The organism is Agrobacterium sp. 16-2014-1-2a (assembly GCF_053522705.1).
The window spans coordinates 1,165,954-1,180,913 of record NZ_JBNWBX010000001.1 but is presented as its reverse complement, the minus strand read 5'-3'; the positions used below and the strand labels follow the sequence as shown (position 1 = coordinate 1,180,913).

At 59.8% G+C, this 14,960-nt stretch carries 13 protein-coding genes; 7 read left to right on the top strand and 6 right to left on the bottom strand.

Annotated features, from left to right (window positions below; all coding sequences use genetic code 11):
• Window positions 1–58 precede the first annotated feature (58 nt).
• Both ACQZ45_RS05980 and mutL read right to left on the bottom strand, forming a co-directional pair.
• Window positions 59–280, bottom strand: a complete 222-nt coding sequence (locus ACQZ45_RS05980; RefSeq protein ID WP_003519053.1) for a DUF2093 domain-containing protein — start codon at window positions 278–280, stop codon at window positions 59–61.
• 150 nt (window positions 281–430) lie between these two features.
• Entirely contained in the window at window positions 431–2,251 is a 1,821-nt protein-coding gene (mutL, locus tag ACQZ45_RS05975; RefSeq protein WP_003519052.1) for a DNA mismatch repair endonuclease MutL, read from the bottom strand.
• A gap of 407 nt (window positions 2,252–2,658) precedes the next feature.
• Between mutL and ACQZ45_RS05970 the strand changes: the two genes are divergently transcribed.
• Complete coding sequence (locus ACQZ45_RS05970; protein WP_162736258.1) at window positions 2,659–4,278, top strand: response regulator; 1,620 nt, start codon at window positions 2,659–2,661, stop codon at window positions 4,276–4,278.
• Between the two features lie 142 nt (window positions 4,279–4,420).
• Window positions 4,421–5,773 carry a putative bifunctional diguanylate cyclase/phosphodiesterase gene (locus ACQZ45_RS05965; RefSeq protein WP_003519050.1) on the top strand — a complete coding sequence of 451 codons (1,353 nt, stop codon included), beginning with the start codon at window positions 4,421–4,423 and terminating at the stop codon, window positions 5,771–5,773.
• Between the two features lie 94 nt (window positions 5,774–5,867).
• Here ACQZ45_RS05965 and ACQZ45_RS05960 read toward each other — a convergent pair whose 3' ends face one another.
• The 4 genes from ACQZ45_RS05960 to ACQZ45_RS05945 form a co-directional block, all read right to left on the bottom strand.
• Entirely contained in the window at window positions 5,868–6,755 is an 888-nt protein-coding gene (locus ACQZ45_RS05960; protein ID WP_003519049.1) for an SMP-30/gluconolactonase/LRE family protein, read from the bottom strand.
• 4 nt (window positions 6,756–6,759) lie between these two features.
• Window positions 6,760–7,389 carry a 2-dehydro-3-deoxy-6-phosphogalactonate aldolase gene (locus ACQZ45_RS05955; RefSeq protein WP_035252989.1) on the bottom strand — a complete coding sequence of 210 codons (630 nt, stop codon included), beginning with the start codon at window positions 7,387–7,389 and terminating at the stop codon, window positions 6,760–6,762.
• A gap of 77 nt (window positions 7,390–7,466) precedes the next feature.
• Window positions 7,467–8,381, bottom strand: a complete 915-nt coding sequence (locus ACQZ45_RS05950) for a 2-dehydro-3-deoxygalactonokinase (protein ID WP_003519045.1) — start codon at window positions 8,379–8,381, stop codon at window positions 7,467–7,469.
• A complete protein-coding gene (locus tag ACQZ45_RS05945; protein ID WP_003519044.1) occupies window positions 8,381–9,151 on the bottom strand; it encodes an SDR family NAD(P)-dependent oxidoreductase in 771 nt (256 codons plus the stop codon). The genes ACQZ45_RS05950 and ACQZ45_RS05945 overlap by 1 nt, the downstream gene beginning before the upstream one ends.
• Before the next feature lie 83 nt (window positions 9,152–9,234).
• Between ACQZ45_RS05945 and ACQZ45_RS05940 the strand changes: the two genes are divergently transcribed.
• The 5 genes from ACQZ45_RS05940 (at window position 9,235) to corA (ending at window position 14,949) form a co-directional block, all read left to right on the top strand.
• Window positions 9,235–10,104 carry an IclR family transcriptional regulator gene (locus ACQZ45_RS05940; RefSeq protein WP_003519043.1) on the top strand — a complete coding sequence of 290 codons (870 nt, stop codon included), beginning with the start codon at window positions 9,235–9,237 and terminating at the stop codon, window positions 10,102–10,104.
• Window positions 10,105–10,312: 208 nt separating this feature from the next.
• Window positions 10,313–11,053 (top strand): helix-turn-helix transcriptional regulator, encoded by a 741-nt coding sequence (locus ACQZ45_RS05935; RefSeq protein WP_003519040.1) that lies wholly within the window; start codon window positions 10,313–10,315, stop codon window positions 11,051–11,053.
• Between the two features lie 78 nt (window positions 11,054–11,131).
• Window positions 11,132–12,355 carry a CmpA/NrtA family ABC transporter substrate-binding protein gene (locus ACQZ45_RS05930; protein WP_003519038.1) on the top strand — a complete coding sequence of 408 codons (1,224 nt, stop codon included), beginning with the start codon at window positions 11,132–11,134 and terminating at the stop codon, window positions 12,353–12,355.
• Between the two features lie 127 nt (window positions 12,356–12,482).
• Window positions 12,483–13,634, top strand: a complete 1,152-nt coding sequence (locus ACQZ45_RS05925; protein ID WP_111801209.1) for an Mrp/NBP35 family ATP-binding protein — start codon at window positions 12,483–12,485, stop codon at window positions 13,632–13,634.
• A 337-nt stretch (window positions 13,635–13,971) separates the two neighbouring features.
• The gene (corA, locus tag ACQZ45_RS05920) at window positions 13,972–14,949 is read left to right on the top strand and encodes a magnesium/cobalt transporter CorA (RefSeq protein WP_003511691.1); all 978 of its coding nucleotides are present in this window, start codon (window positions 13,972–13,974) and stop codon (window positions 14,947–14,949) included.
• Window positions 14,950–14,960 lie beyond the last annotated feature (11 nt).

Here is a 14,960-nt window from a genome sequence, read left to right as displayed (position 1 = left end):
TCAGCGCGAAAAGAAGAATTCGCACACGCGGCCATTTCGGGCGTGCTTCCGCGCCTGATCAGGCGGGCAAATTACCAGCCTTGCGCTCTGCCTCCAGTGAGGCGCTGGCATCCACATAGGCTTCCTGCCGGGCGACGCTCCAGTAGCGCAGCTCGTCGACCGGAATGGTCTTGCCGGTGATGGCGCATATGACATGCGAGCCAGTCTGCACGATCCGGAAGTCACCGTCGAGATATTCGATGACGGCGATGCGGTTTCCGCCTCCCTCAAATCTGTTCATCCGTTTTCGTCTCCTGCTATGTCCTGTCAGTGCATCCAGCCCGAAACGGCGTAGCGTTCTCCTGAACAATCCGGATGCTCCAGTCCCTTGAATTTATATCGCTGAGCTACGCCCAAGGCCAGCCCTGCCTGCTGCCCGCGGGGTTAAGGCTCAGCTTCGGCCGAAGAGACGTTCTATATCGGAAAGTTTTAGCTCAATATAGGTCGGACGACCGTGATTGCACTGTCCTGAACCCGGCGTGTTTTCCATCTGCCTTAAAAGCGCGTTCATCTCCTCCGGCCGCATGCGCCGCCCTGAACGCACCGAGCCGTGGCAAGCCATGGTGGCGGCGACATATTCCAGCTTGTTGGCAAGCGTCGAGGCAGCGTCCCATTCAGCGATCTCGTCGGCAAGCTGCCGCACCAGCCCCTGCACGTTGACCTCGCCAAGCATCGCCGGCGTTTCGCGAACCGCGACCGCCCCCGGCCCAAAACGCTCGATGACCAGTCCCAGCGCATCGAAACCAGCCGCATGGTCCATCAGCCTGTCGCAATCCTCTTCGGGAAGGTCGATGATCTCAGGAATGAGCAGCACCTGTGAAGGCGGGCGTCTGGAATGCAGCGCATTGCGCATTTCCTCAAACACCAGCCGTTCATGCGCCGCATGCTGGTCGACGATGACGAGGCCGTCTTCCGTCTGCGCGACGATGTAATTCTGGTGCAACTGCGCCCGCGCGGCGCCGAGCGGATATTGTGACGGTTCCAGCGACGGGCTTGCAGAGGCCTCGTAAACCTCGCTGGGTTCTGCCCGCGCGGTCGGCATGGTGATGTCGGAAAAGCGCGATTGCACTGCCTCGGCAAATTGCATGTTCCCGGAAATGGCAAGCGGTCGGGAAGGCGAGGCCGCGGCGGACCATGTCGCAGCGGCAGACGGTCGGAGATTGGACGGGCTGTAGCCGGGGCGAAAGGCGTTCATCATCTGGCTGGCACCAGTCGTCGCCGCCCTGTCACCGTCGCGGGTCAGCGCCTGGCGGATCGCACCGACGATCAGCCCGCGAACCAGGCCGGGATCGCGAAAGCGCACATCTGATTTCGCCGGATGCACGTTTACGTCGACAAAGGCGGGATCGAGCGTCAGGGACAGCACTGCGACCGGATATCGCCCGTGCGGCACGGTTTCGGCATAGGCACCGCGAATGGCGGACAACAGCAATTTGTCCTGAACCGGGCGACCGTTGACGAAGACATATTGATGCGCCGAGTTGCCGCGGTTGAAGGTCGGCACGCCGGCAAAACCGGAGAGCGTTACATCCTCGCGCCCGGCATCGATTTCGATGGCGTTGTCCTTGAACTCGGCACCGAGAATCTGCGCCATGCGGGCAAGATGATCGTCGCCGGTGGAGGGGATTTCAAGCGTGGAGCGGTCGGTGCCTGACAGCACGAAGCGGATATGCGGAAAGGCAATTGCCATCCGCTTGACGACTTCGGTAATGGCGGCTGCCTCCGCTCGCTCCGTCTTCAGAAATTTCAGCCGTGCGGGCGTCGCGAAAAACAGGTCGCGCACCTCGACGATGGTGCCGGCATTGGCAGCGGCGGGCCGGACCTCGGAGACTTTGCCGCCGGTGACGGAGATCACCGAACCCTGTTCTGCGCCGTGTTGCCGGCTGGTGATGGAAAGCTTGGCAACCGAGCCGATGGAGGGCAGGGCCTCGCCGCGAAAGCCAAGCGTGCGGATATCGTCAAGCGTGGTGGATATTTTCGAGGTGCAATGGCGCCGGACCGCAAGCTCCAGATCGGCAGGCGACATGCCGGAGCCGTTATCGGTGATGCGGACCAGTCCCTTGCCACCGCCCGCCGTGGCGATCTCGATGCGCGTTGCGCCCGCGTCGATGGCGTTTTCCACCAGCTCCTTCGTGGCGCTGGAGGGTCTTTCGATGACCTCGCCGGCGGCGATCTGGTTGATGAGGGTTTCTGAAAGCTGCTTGATGGCCATGATCGTCATTTTCGCGGATTCGTCACGGCTTCGAAAGCAAAAAACTCAAGTCGCGAAAGTTTGCACATGTTTTGCGGCCTGCCCGGCGTTTGATCATTTCCGTTCAACGTCAGGATAAGCGTTAATCCGCCTTTAATCGGCCTTGCATATGGTGAGGCGGCTTGAAATGACTGCAGGAACGAGGCCCCCCTTCGCCGGGTGGTGTGACGTCGTATATGGGTGAACGTCATCTTCCCCTCAAGACTGCTTCAAGTAGCGAACCCTGATGTCTCTTTTTCGGAATTTACCGTTTCATCCCGGCATTTGCCTCGGACGATTCCAATAGAAACATAAGCCTGACCCTGAAAACAGGTGGGAGTTTGCAGTTGAGTGATTTGGCGTCCTCCGGCGCGGGCGTTCATACGGTGATGCTTGATGCCCTTTGCGACGCGCTTGGCGCGGCGATCGTCGTTTACGACCGGAACGATCACATCGTTTTCGCAAGCCGGAAGCTTTTGAGTTTTTTTCCACTGCAAGAGGCCGTTATCGGGCCGGGCGCGCGGCTGCGCGACTATCTGAGCGCGCTTTACGATTGTTATCTTCTGGAAGCGGAAAGCCTGTCCGCCAATGCCCGGCAGCTGGGACGCGAGGAATGGATTGGCGAGCGGCTGGCGCTGCACTGGAAGGAAAGGTCTGAAAAAACCGAGCGGCTGAAGGGGGAGCGCTTCCTGCGCTTCGTTATGAACCGCCTGCCTTCCGGGCTGGGCATCAGCGTCGTTGCCGATATTTCCGAACAGAAGAAAAGAGAAGAACAGTGGCGCATCGACCTCGAACGCGTTCAGCTGATCGAAGACATTCTCGACAATCTGCCGTTTCCGGTCCTCGTCAAGGACCGGAACCTCGCCTATGTCGCCGTAAATAAAGCCGCCTGCACCATGGTCGAGACCAGTGCAGAGAGCATTCTCGGCCGCACGGTTTTCGATCTGCATTCGCGCCAGGTCGCAGGCCGGATCGACGCTGCCGATCGCATGGTGCTGGACAGCGGCACGCCGAGCATCCTTCCCGAAAGGGTGAGGCGCGCGAATGGTGAAGAGGTGCTGACGATTACCCGCAAGCAGCGGGTGGGTCGGCCTGGCCGGCATTTTCTGGTCACGACGATGGAGGACGTGACCGCGCTCGCCACCATCGACGCGAACGGCATGCCCGTCATCCCCTCGCTCGAACATGTCGATTTCGTCGCCTCCACCTATGGCAAGGATGAAGATCGCGATTCCGCAGGCGGTCTGCTGAAAAGCAAGGCGGTGCTGGTGGTTTCCGGAAACGGGCGCTTTGCCGAAGCCGCCTGCCACCGGCTGGCCGCGAGCGGCATGGATCATGCCGTGGTGAGGAGCGAGGAAGAACAGAGTAGTTTCATCGATATCGCCGCTTCCGCAGGCGTCGGCATCGATGTCGTCGTCGTCGACGCCCAGATGAGCGTCACATGCCTCGATATCGCGGCTGCCCATGACCTGCCGGTTGTCACCATCGAGGAAGAGGAGATCGATGCTTCGCTGCTGCATTATCTCGCTGTCGGCCTCAAATCGTCTCCGAAGGAAAAATCCTCCGACGAGGACTGGGAGATCATGACCGAAGACCTGCCCAAAATCCTCAAGACCGGCGGCGTCTGCGAGATACTTCTCGTCGAGGACAACAGGGTCAACCAGATCGTCTTCTCACAAATCCTTAAGGGATTGGGGCTGTCCTGGCGGCTTGCCACGTCGGGTGAGGAGGCGTTGCGTCTTTTTGCGGAACAGGCGCCGTCCGTCGTCCTGCTCGACACCACGCTTGGCGATATCGACGGTTTTGAGGTCGCCCGCCGTATGCGTGCACTGGCCGGCGACGAGCGCATTCCCATCGTCGGCGTCATCACCCACGCTTTCGAGGGCGATCTCGACAAATGCCTGGCGGCGGGCATGGAAGACATGCTGCTGAAACCCGTCAGTCCCGATATGGTCGATGCCGTTTTTCTGCGCCTTTTCGGCAAGGATGCCCTGCGGCTGCAAGCCTGAAGCTCCTCCATTTCAGCTTTTTGTGTTCGAGCCGCTGGCATTGCGGAGACGCCGCCGCATTTTCGGTGCGCGGTTCTATGGCTTTTTTAATACTTGCCCTGCATTGTGATCGCGGTCGACACGGGATTCACGAGATGCAGGAATGAAACGGGCAGAGCCGCAGGCGTTGCACGTCAGCCAGAACGAGCTGCAGGCGATGGCTTACAGCGATCCGCTGACGGGGCTTGGCAATCGTTACCGTTTGCGGGACAAGATCCGCATGCTCGCCAGCGAGCGTTCCAGCGATCCCGCGCCCTTCACCGTCGGCATTGCGAATATTGACGGCTTCAAACCCATCAACGATCTTTTCGGCGTGCAGGCGGGCGACGAGATTTTGTGCCAGGTCGCGCATCGGCTGAAGGCTTGCATTCCCGATGGCGCCGCCGTGACGCGCCATGATGGCGACGAGTTCGCCTTCGTGCTGCCGCTAGTATTCGAACGCACCGGCGCAGAGCGCATCGGCAACATGATCAAGGACGTGCTTTCTGCGCCTTACGATCTCGGCGACCGCAACGTCCGGCTTTCCTCCTCCTTCGGTTTTGCCATCTATCCCTTCGCCGGCGATGATTTCGAGGATTTGCTGAAAAGCGCCGAGACTGCGCTTTACCGCTCCAAGCGCCGTGGCCGTGGCCAGATAACGGTCTATTCGCGCGAGATTGCGCAGGAAATGAAGCGCGCCACCCAGCTGGAACAGGCGTTGCGTAACGCCATCATCACCGATGCGATCGACGTGCATTTCCAGCCCATCGTCAGGCTGGAAGAAGCGAAGGTCATCGGTTTCGAGGCGCTCGCCCGCTGGAACGACCCCGATCTCGGTTTCGTGTCGCCCGCCGTTTTCGTGCCGCTGGCCGAAGAACGCGGTTTCATCGACGCGCTGTCGGAAGCGCTGCTGAGGAAGGCGGCGGAAGCGGCGCTGTTCTGGCCGCGAGAGCTTTTCCTGTCCTTCAACCTGTCTTCCGCGCAATTGATGGACCCCGGCACAGCGGATAATATTCTGTCCATCCTGTCGCGTGTCGGCCTTGATCCGCACCGGCTGGAGCTTGAAATCACCGAAACGGCTGTCATGACATCCGCCGATACCGCGCAGCGCATCATCAGCGAATTGCAGGGTGCGGGTGTTCGTATCTCTCTTGACGATTTCGGCACCGGCCAGTCGAGCCTTGGCCGTCTGCGCGACTTCACCTTCGACAAGGTCAAGATCGACCGCGCCTTTGTCTCCCGCATCAGCAGCGACCGTCCTTCGGAACATATCATCAAGGCCATCGTCGCCATGTGCGAAGGGCTTGATCTCGAGGTCGTCGCGGAGGGTATCGAGGAGCAGGCGGAAGAGGAAAAACTGCGCGCGCTCGGCTGCGCTATGGGGCAGGGCTATTTTTACGGCCGCCCCGCCGATGCCGCCGCCACGCAGCGTTACCTTCACGAAAACTATCGCGAGATCCTGTCGGATATTCCCTGAGAAATGGAGTGGCCTTGCACATAAGGCTGTAGGGACCTCCCCAACCTCATCCATGTGACGAGCACAGGAATGAGAAGGCGGCACGCGCCGCGCTTCACAACCGGTAGAGCGGCTCGAACCTGCCCTTCACCTCAATCCCGAGCTCGAATGTCTTTCCGTGCTGCGGATTGGCAGCAATGGCGTCGTCGTCAAGATTTTCGCGGGCGGATGTGACGAGAAGGCGCGACGCATCGGGGCCGATGAAGGCCGGGCAGGTCGTCTGTCCCGCTGGCACCAGATAGCGTTCGATGTGGTTGCCGTCGGCATCGTAACGATCGACCGCACCCATCCCCCAGCGGGCGTTCCAGATATGCCCTTCCGCATCGCAGACCGATCCGTCTACGCCACCGTCGATGCCGGCGGTGTCAATGAACACCTCTGCCTTGCCGGTGGGAAGTCCCGTCTCGGCATCGAGCGGCACCTTCATCAGCTCGTTGACCTTGGTGTCGACGTAATATCCGGTCGCGCCATCGGGCGAAAAGCAGATCGAATTTGGAATGCTGACATCGGCAAACAGCTTGGTCACGGTTCCCCTGGCAACGTGGTAGATGCTACCCGCGCCGATTTGCGCCTTGCGGCCCATGGTGCCGATCCACAGCGCGCCCGAGGGATGCATACGCCCGTCATTCGAGCGGTTGTCGGGCATGTCCTTTTCAAGCTCCGCATGCAGCGTCAACACGCCGGTTGCCGTATCGCGAAGGAAAAGGCCGTCATCGGAGGCGATCAATTGCTTGTGGTCGCTGATTTTCGCCAGTGCGCTGCCCATGAAGGGCAGGGCGTGCACCGTTTTGCGGCCGGAAGCGAGATGCAATTCATGCAGTTCGCGCCCGATGATATTGAACCACCAGGCCGTGCCGGTCGCCGGGTCGAAAGTCGGGCCTTCGCCAAGCGTCATCGGCGTTTCGTCAAGAACACGTCCGGCAAAGGGAAAAACGGTCGCCATGCTTTTATCCTCCAATTGCTGCATCATAGGCCGAAAGCGTGACGATGGCGCGCTCGCGCACCTCCGCAGCCGTCATGCCGGGCTTGTAGAGACTGGTGCCAAGCCCGAAAGCGAGGATGCCGGCGTTGGTATAGTCGGCGAAATTCTTGTCCGAGACGCCACCAACGGCGGCAATGACCAGATCCTTCGGCAGGATCGTCCGGATCGCATTGATGCCGGCCGGGCCGATGATGCTGGCGGGAAAGAACTTCAGCCCGGTTGCTCCGGCTTTTGCGGCAACCAAAGCCTCGGTCGGAGTCAGAACGCCCGGCATCGTCACCATGCCCTTGACGCGCGCGGCGGAGATGACGTCGGCATCGGCATTGGGGCTGACCATCAGCTTGCCACCGGCGGCGTCCAGCGCATCCACGTCTTCCGTGCTGAGCACGGTGCCGGCGCCGATCAGGCAATCGGCGGGCGCCATCTTCGCGGCGATCTCGATCGAGCGGAACGGATCGGGCGAATTGAGCGGGATTTCGATGGCGCGGAAGCCGGTCTCGATCAGCGCGCCGACGACGCCTTCGGTTTCCTCGGGTTTAAGGCCGCGCAGGATGGCGATCAGCGGATATTTCATGGCGGGGAAGGGGATACGCATGGTGGGTCTTTCGTCCTTGAGCGGGATGGCGAAAAGCGTGAGCGGTTTTCGCCTGGAATTCCGCTCCACTGAATAATCTATGACCAGATGGCATTTGCGGCGGCTAACAACCCGCGCCGAACGGCCTCGTCTGCGTCGATGACAGTATATTGAATCTCAAGGGCTGCGAATGCACCCTCGTAAAGCGCACCGAGCGCGCCGGAGCCGATCAGCACCACCGGCGTGTCCCGCCGTACGGAGGAATGCGCACCGGCGATTTCCAGTCCGATCATGATGCCGGAAAGCTTGGCCTTGGCGTCTGTCGCGGTGAGGCCGTGCAGCAATTGTCCGGAGCGCAGGGTGAACAGACGGTTGGTGGCGAGCTGCGGATTGGCGTAGATATCGCGCACCGCCGCCCTGAATACCTGGTGCTCGCCGGTAAAGGCTTCGGCTTCTGCCACCGCATGGGAAAGGATGGTCTGTTTCGAGATGACCTCGAACAGCTCACCGGTCATGAAGGTGGCAAAGCCCGTCACGTCGCTGCCATCCACCGTTACCCATTTGGAATGGGTGCCGGGCATGCAGACCAGCTTCCTGCCGCCACCGGCGGAGCTGAGTGCACCGAGCAATTGCGTTTCTTCGCCGCGCATCACATCAGGTGCGTTTTTGTCCCGCTGCGCCAACCCCGGCAGAATGCGGACATCCCGCTCCTGACCCGGCACGCGCACCGCACCATCAAGAACCGCTGAAAGCGATGCAGGCACGTCGATATAACCGGCCTCCACCCAGCCTTGCCGCGCACCCGCCATGCCGCAGATAAGAACCGGCAGTTTTTCCGGTGCGCCGATGGCACCGAGATGCGATTGCAGCACCTCTGTAAAGCCGGTCCGCATGGCCGTCGTCATGCCTTCAGCACTTCTGCGCTCAGCCAGCACCGCGCCGGACCGGCTGAGCAGCCAGAGCCGGAAACTGGTCGTGCCCCAGTCGACGGCGATAAAAGCGGGTTCAGACATTATAACAGGCCTCCGTCTACGATTATGGATTGCGCGGTGATCGCGCTCGATGCCGATGATGCGAGAAACAGGCACGGACCCACCAGATCGGCGGCGACAAGCGTGCGCTTGAGACATTGCCGTGCCGTGGTCGAGGTGACGTTGTCGTCCGTCAGCCACAATTCTTTCTGCCGTTCCGTCACGATCATGCCCGGCAGCAGCGTGTTGACGCGGATATTTTCCGGCCCCAACCGTCCGGCCAGGCTTTTCGTCAGGCCGATGATGCCGGCCTTGGCTGCCGCATAAGAAGGAAGCTCGCCCATGTTCAGCAGAAATGAAATCGAGGAGAAATTGATGATGGCTGCGTCCTGCGCCTGCCGCAGATGTGGCAAGGCGGCCTGAACCGTGAAGAACATCTGCTTGAGATTGACGGCCTGATTGGCATCCCAATAGGCTTCTGTGACGGTATCGATGTCGTGGCGGTCGTCCCATGCGGCATTGTTGACGAGCACCTTGATGCCGCCGGTTGCAGCTGCCGCCGCCTCCACGCTCTGCCGGGTCGCCGCAACGTCGCGCAGGTCGGTCTTGAAGAAATGGACCGGATGGCGTGCGGCATGAGCAAGCCGCGCAACGAGCGCCACGCTCGGCTCTTCGGCGATGTCTATGAACGCGACCCTTGCGCCCTGCGCCGCAAAGGCCTCCACCAGCGATGCCCCGATGCCGGAGCCGCCGCCGGTGACGAGCACGCCCGCGTCCTTGAGGTCAGGGAAATGGGCTTGCATCATCGGCATCGTCTCGTCCAGTAGGGGCTTGATTGTTCCATTATTTGGAACTAGATTTTACTAAATGGAATTATTCTCTTGGCCGCAGACTTATGTCAAGACAGATGACGGTGGATGTTGCCATGCCCGATCACAGAAACCCAAATGACAGCGAGCATGAGGTGGTTCCTGCCTTGGAGCGAAAAAAGGAAAGCGTAACCGGCACGCTTGGTAAGGCCGTCTCGCTTCTGGAGCTTATCGCCCTTGCCGAAAGACCGATGCGCTTCACCGACGTTGTCGAGGCTTGCGGCCAGCCGCGCGGCACGGTGCACCGCCAGCTCGCCCATCTCGTGGCCGAAGGTCTGGTCGATCATGTCGCCGACCAGACCTATGTCGTGGGTCTGAGGCTGCTGCAATTGGCTGCCAAGGCCTGGAGCAGCAATGATCTGCGCAGCGTTGCCGCGCCGCATCTGGCGGCATTGCAGGAGGCGACGCAGGAATCCGTGCATCTTGCCGTTCTGAATGGCGGGCAAGTCACCTATCTGGACAAAATGGAGGGCAAGCATACTTTGCGCATGCATTCGCAGGTGGGCAAGACATCCCCCGCCTATTGCACAGGGGTGGGCAAGGCCGCGCTGTCAATACTTTCCCCTGACGATCTCGCTGCACTTGCCGCAGAGCTGGACTTCCACCGCTTCACGCAAAATACGATCGTAACCCCGCAAATGCTGGCGCAGGATGTGGACGCCATTCGCAGCAATGGCTACGGTTTCGACCTTCAGGAGCATGAGATCGGCATTCACTGCGTTGCCGCGCCGGTAAGGGCGCCGGGGCGCAATTTTCTCGCGGCGATTTCCGTCACCGGCCCAGCCTATCGCGTGGATGTGGAGCAACTGCAGAAATGGGGTCCTCTGGTGCGCGAAACGGCCGATCAAATTTCGGCAGAACTTGCCTGCAGATTATCTCCGGTTGCGAATGGTTGAGAAAAATGGATGCGTGAAGCTTTTGGTTTCCGCTTCAAAAACGGCAGATCGCGCGCCGATGCGTGTAAGTGAAATCTTATTTTCGATTATTCGGAATTAAGTTTCAACTTTTGTTTGCATGAATCATTTTGGCGAGTAACATCCGCGCAATTTCCGCACGAAGGCAGGCCTTTGCGGCGGTATTTTCTCTTTTTTGAAGAACCGCTTCATGCAGAAAACAGAGACGGCCGCCGTTCAGTCGATTGGTGTTGATTGCGTTCGCGAGATCGCCGGTCTCAACACGCAATTCGATATATTCCGGTTTTTGAAACGGCTGACGGAAGCCTGGGGATTCAAGGCCTTCATGGTGCTTGACCTCTCGGCCGAAATGGCGAGCGAATTGTCGCAATGCACCATCATCACCAGCTGGCCGGCCGAGCTTTTGCAGCGTTATGATGAAGAGGGCCTGCTGCAGAGAAGCCGGGTGATGGCGCAGTTGAAAAAATCGACCACACCCTTTTCCGTCTCCCTGGATTTTCTGGTCAGCGGCGACGAAAACGCGCCGAAGAAACCGGTCATCGGACTTTTTGAGCGGTTCGATATGATAAATTCGGTGTGGTTTCCCGTTCACGACATCACCACGATGCGGGGAGCGGTGTCCTTTTCCGGTAACAAAACGACTTTGCCCACCAGCCAGCTGGCGGAACTTTTTTACATTTCCAGCCACATCTTTGCCCGGCTATCAGAAATCCGCCGCCTTGATCTGCGGGTTCCCGAGACGTTGAACGAGCGCGAGATAGATTGTCTGAACTGGACGGCCGCCGGCAAGACTAGCGCCGAGATCGCTGAAATCATGATGCTCTCGGAACATACCATCAATCACTACCTGAACCGTGCGACGAAAAAACTCGATACGGTCAACCGCACCCAAGCCGTCGCAAAGGCGCTCCGGGTCGGTCTGATTAAATAGCGAAACCGCAAATTTATCATTGTGATAAATGGGTTCCTGGGCGATCCTTCTTTCGAATCACCGGGAAGGAGAAATCGTTTGCCGGAACGGCATAGGATAAAAGCGGGGTTTTCTCCGACTGTCGATTGCGCCGTACTGATAGCCGCTGCCGAAAAAGGCTTTGCTGCCGACGAAGGCGTCGAACTGGAACTCATCCGAAAACAATCCGCGCGCGCCGTGCTTGCAGCACTTGGCGAGGACGAGGTTCAGATCGCCCATTTGCCCGCCGCGGTTCCCGTCGGTTCCGCGGTTGGCCTCGATGACCTGCCGGCCGATATTGTCGGCGTCTTCACTCTTTCCCTTGGCGGATCGGCAACGACCGTTTCGCACGGATTTTTCGACGAGCTTTACCGGGAGGGCATGAAGCTGCCGGACCCGGCCGCGTTCGGGCGGGCGATGGCCCGTGTCTGTTCCGCGCGCCGGGCGGCGGGTGAAAAACCGCCGGTCTTTGCGATCGAGGATATCGTGTCCACGCCGTTTTATGCGCTGCGTTATCTGCTCGGAAGCTGCGGCGTGCTGCTCGGCCGCGACATGGAAATCGTTGAAGCCCTGCCGAAGGCTATGCCGGCGCTTTTGGAAAGCGGCAAGGTCGATGCGCTCTGTACCGCCGAACCGGCGGGCAGCGCTGTGGTGCTGGGCGGCGGCGGGCGGATCGTCACCACGGGAGCGCTGATCTGGCACAATGCGCCTGAAAAGATACTGGCCGTGAAGCGGCCCTGGGCGGAAGAGAACGCCACTGTGCTGGAAGGCTTGCTGCGTTCGCTTTATCGCGCCGGCGAATGGTGCGCCAACTCCGCCAATATCGAGGAACTTACCGGCATTCTTGCCGCCCCCCATTATATTGACGAGAACGGCGAATTCCTGCTTCCAGCGCTGACGGGTTATATTTCCACTTCGCAAAGGGACATGCAGCGTTTTCAGGAGTTTTTCGTAACAAGCGCCAAGGCCGCCAATTTCCCCTGGCAAAGCCAGGCGCTGTGGTTCTTCAGCCAGATGTTGCGCTGGGGCGAGGTTCCCCCCGATCGCCGGTTCGATGCAGCCGTGGTGGAGGCCGCGCGCAATGCCTATCGGCCGGATATCTTCCGCAAGGCGATGAAGCCGCTTTTCGTGCCGGTGCCGGGCGCGAACCTGAAGCTGGAAGGCACGTTGCGGGAGCCGGTCCATGTCGGGGCGTCACGCTCGGGTCTTGTCCTCGGCCCCGACTGTTTTTTCGATGGTCGGGTTTTCGATCCGGAAACGCTTGATATGGACGACGAAATCTGAAGTCTGCGAATAAACCGTCGCGGTGATCCGCTGTTTGCGGTTTGGCATTGGCGAACGGGCCGCGTTTGTCTATGGATGGCGCGGAATGCAGCCCATATCCGGCGGGATGATGTAGCGGAGTAAACATATGGCAGAGGTCAGCAAGCACCAGGTCGAAAAGGCTTTGGAGGCAGTCATCTATCCGGGCAGCGGCAAAAGCATTGTGGCGCTTGGCATGGTCTCGGAAATCTTCATCGCCGACGCGAAAGCCTATTTCTCTATTACCGTCCCGGCCGACAGGGCAGCCGACATGGAGCCGTTGAGGCTTTCGGCTGAACAGGCCGCCAAGGGCGTTCCGGGTATCGCCGGTGCCGTCGTCGCGCTGACGGCGGATCGCAAACCCGGCACACAACAACCCGCACCAGCGCGCCCGGCGCCGGCACCGCCGCGCCCTGCGGCTGCAACCGGCCGCCCGCCCGCGCAACCCGGCTCGTCGAAGGTCGGCGTTCCCGGCGTCGGCGCGATCATCGCCGTTGCCTCGGGCAAGGGCGGGGTCGGCAAGTCCACGACCGCCGTCAACCTGGCGCTGGGCCTACAGGCGCTGGGCCTCAAGGTTGGCATGCTCGACGCCGACATTTACGGCCCCTCGCTGCCACGACTGCTGAAGATTTCAGGACGCCCGCAGCAGCAGGAAGACCGCATCATCATTCCCATGGAAAATTACGGACTGAAGGTCATGTCCATGGGATTTCTGGTGGATGAGGAAGCGGCGATGATCTGGCGCGGGCCGATGGTTCAGTCCGCATTGATGCAGATGTTGCGTGAAGTCGCCTGGGGTGAACTCGATGTGCTGGTGCTCGACATGCCGCCTGGCACCGGCGACGCGCAACTCACCATCGCCCAGCAGGTGCCGCTCGCCGGCGCCGTCATCGTCTCCACGCCGCAGGATCTGGCGCTGATCGACGCGCGCAAGGGCATCACCATGTTCCGCAAGGTGGAAGTGCCGCTGCTCGGCGTCGTCGAGAATATGAGCTACTTCATCGCACCGGATACCGGCGCGCGTTATGATATTTTCGGCCATGGCGGTGCCAAGGCAGAGGCTGAGCGGATTGGCGTGCCGTTCCTCGGCGAAGTGCCGCTCACCATTTCCATCCGTGAAATGTCTGATGCCGGAACGCCGGTCGTTGCCGCCGAGCCGGATGGTCCGCAGGCCGCCATCTACCGCGATATTGCGGAAAAAGTCTGGGCCCGCATCGGTGCGGGCGAAAGAAAAGCCGCCCCGAAAATCGTTTTCGAATAACGTACCGGTTAAGGAAGAAAAAAGGCCGGGCGGTTGTCGTGCCTGGATATATTTTAAAAACAATATGTTAACTGGTGGCTTCGGGAAAGGCCGATGCATTTGAACGCCAGAGATGCATCGCCTGCAATGCTGTCGCGAGAAAATATTGCTTGATTGGGTCTCGCTTTGGGAGCATAGCCCTGCGCCGTTTGGTTCTTGGTCCGTCAGTCCGGCGGGATGTGAAAATCCCGCTCGTTCCGGTGTTCCCTGAAGTGTCGTCCAAAGGTTTGCCGACCTTGAACAGGATATGTTAAGCAGCATTGCGGCTGAAGCCAGCGATGCGGACCGGAGAAACGGATTGATAAAAGCCTATCGCGCCAACTGCGAGGCGATCAGCCTGTCGCCAGACGACGGCCGTGAACAGATTCCCGACGATATCGTCTGGATCGACCTTATCAATCCGACGAGGACGGAAGAGCAGTATGTTGAAAAACTGCTGGGGCTAGAGCTGCCGACCCGCGAGGATTTGAAGGATATCGAACCTTCCAGCCGCCTTTACATGGAAGATGGCAACGTCTTCATGACCGCCTCTCTGGTTTGGAAGGCAGATTCCGACGGTCCGCGCCTGACCGATGTTGCCTTTATTCTTGCCGGCAAGCGCCTTGTGACGATCCGTTATGCCGAGCCGAAATCATTCCACCTCTTCACCGCCGCCATCACCCGCGTCCCGCACGAGATGCGCAGCGGCACCGCGCTGTTGCTGAAACTGCTGGAAACCATCGTCGATCGCACGGCGGAAATTCTCGAAAACTCGGTGGCAGGCATCGACAATCTCGCCGCCGATCTTCTCGGCAGCCAGGCGCGCAGCAAGCGCAAGGCGCCGCGTTATCTAGAAGACCGACTGACGAACATTGCCGCCTATCACCGGCTGATCTCCAAGGTTCGTGACAGCCTTGCTTCCCTTGCACGCCTGCAGACTTTCCTGTCCACAAGTGGGCAGGTCCAGCAGGACAAGGAAGCGAGGGAACAGAGCAAATCGATCGGTCGGGATATCCAGTCGTTGAGCGAACATGCCTCCTTCGTTTCCGGCAATCTGACATTCCTGCTGGACGCTTCTCTCGGCATCATCAACATCGAGCAGAACGGCATCATCAAGATCTTCTCGATCGCGTCGGTCGTGTTCCTGCCGCCAACTCTGGTGGCGTCGGTTTACGGAATGAACTTTCAGCTCATGCCGGAGTTGAACTGGACGTTTGGCTATCCACTCGCGCTCGTCGTCATGCTGATGTCGGCAATCATCCCGTTTCTCTTTTTCCGTTGGAAGGGCTGGCTCTAAGGAGCCAGGAT

What these genes read in the sequence shown, in the direction of transcription:
- ACQZ45_RS05980 (WP_003519053.1), bottom strand. Translation starts at nt 280, where the DNA reads ATGAACAGATTTGAGGGAGGCGGAAACCGCATCGCCGTCATCGAATAT.
- mutL (WP_003519052.1), bottom strand. Translation starts at nt 2,251, where the DNA reads ATGGCCATCAAGCAGCTTTCAGAAACCCTCATCAACCAGATCGCCGCC.
- ACQZ45_RS05970 (WP_162736258.1), top strand. Translation starts at nt 2,659, where the DNA reads ATGCTTGATGCCCTTTGCGACGCGCTTGGCGCGGCGATCGTCGTTTAC.
- ACQZ45_RS05965 (WP_003519050.1), top strand. Translation starts at nt 4,421, where the DNA reads ATGAAACGGGCAGAGCCGCAGGCGTTGCACGTCAGCCAGAACGAGCTG.
- ACQZ45_RS05960 (WP_003519049.1), bottom strand. Translation starts at nt 6,755, where the DNA reads ATGGCGACCGTTTTTCCCTTTGCCGGACGTGTTCTTGACGAAACGCCG.
- ACQZ45_RS05955 (WP_035252989.1), bottom strand. Translation starts at nt 7,389, where the DNA reads ATGCGTATCCCCTTCCCCGCCATGAAATATCCGCTGATCGCCATCCTG.
- ACQZ45_RS05950 (WP_003519045.1), bottom strand. Translation starts at nt 8,381, where the DNA reads ATGTCTGAACCCGCTTTTATCGCCGTCGACTGGGGCACGACCAGTTTC.
- ACQZ45_RS05945 (WP_003519044.1), bottom strand. Translation starts at nt 9,151, where the DNA reads ATGCCGATGATGCAAGCCCATTTCCCTGACCTCAAGGACGCGGGCGTG.
- ACQZ45_RS05940 (WP_003519043.1), top strand. Translation starts at nt 9,235, where the DNA reads ATGTCAAGACAGATGACGGTGGATGTTGCCATGCCCGATCACAGAAAC.
- ACQZ45_RS05935 (WP_003519040.1), top strand. Translation starts at nt 10,313, where the DNA reads ATGCAGAAAACAGAGACGGCCGCCGTTCAGTCGATTGGTGTTGATTGC.
- ACQZ45_RS05925 (WP_111801209.1), top strand. Translation starts at nt 12,483, where the DNA reads ATGGCAGAGGTCAGCAAGCACCAGGTCGAAAAGGCTTTGGAGGCAGTC.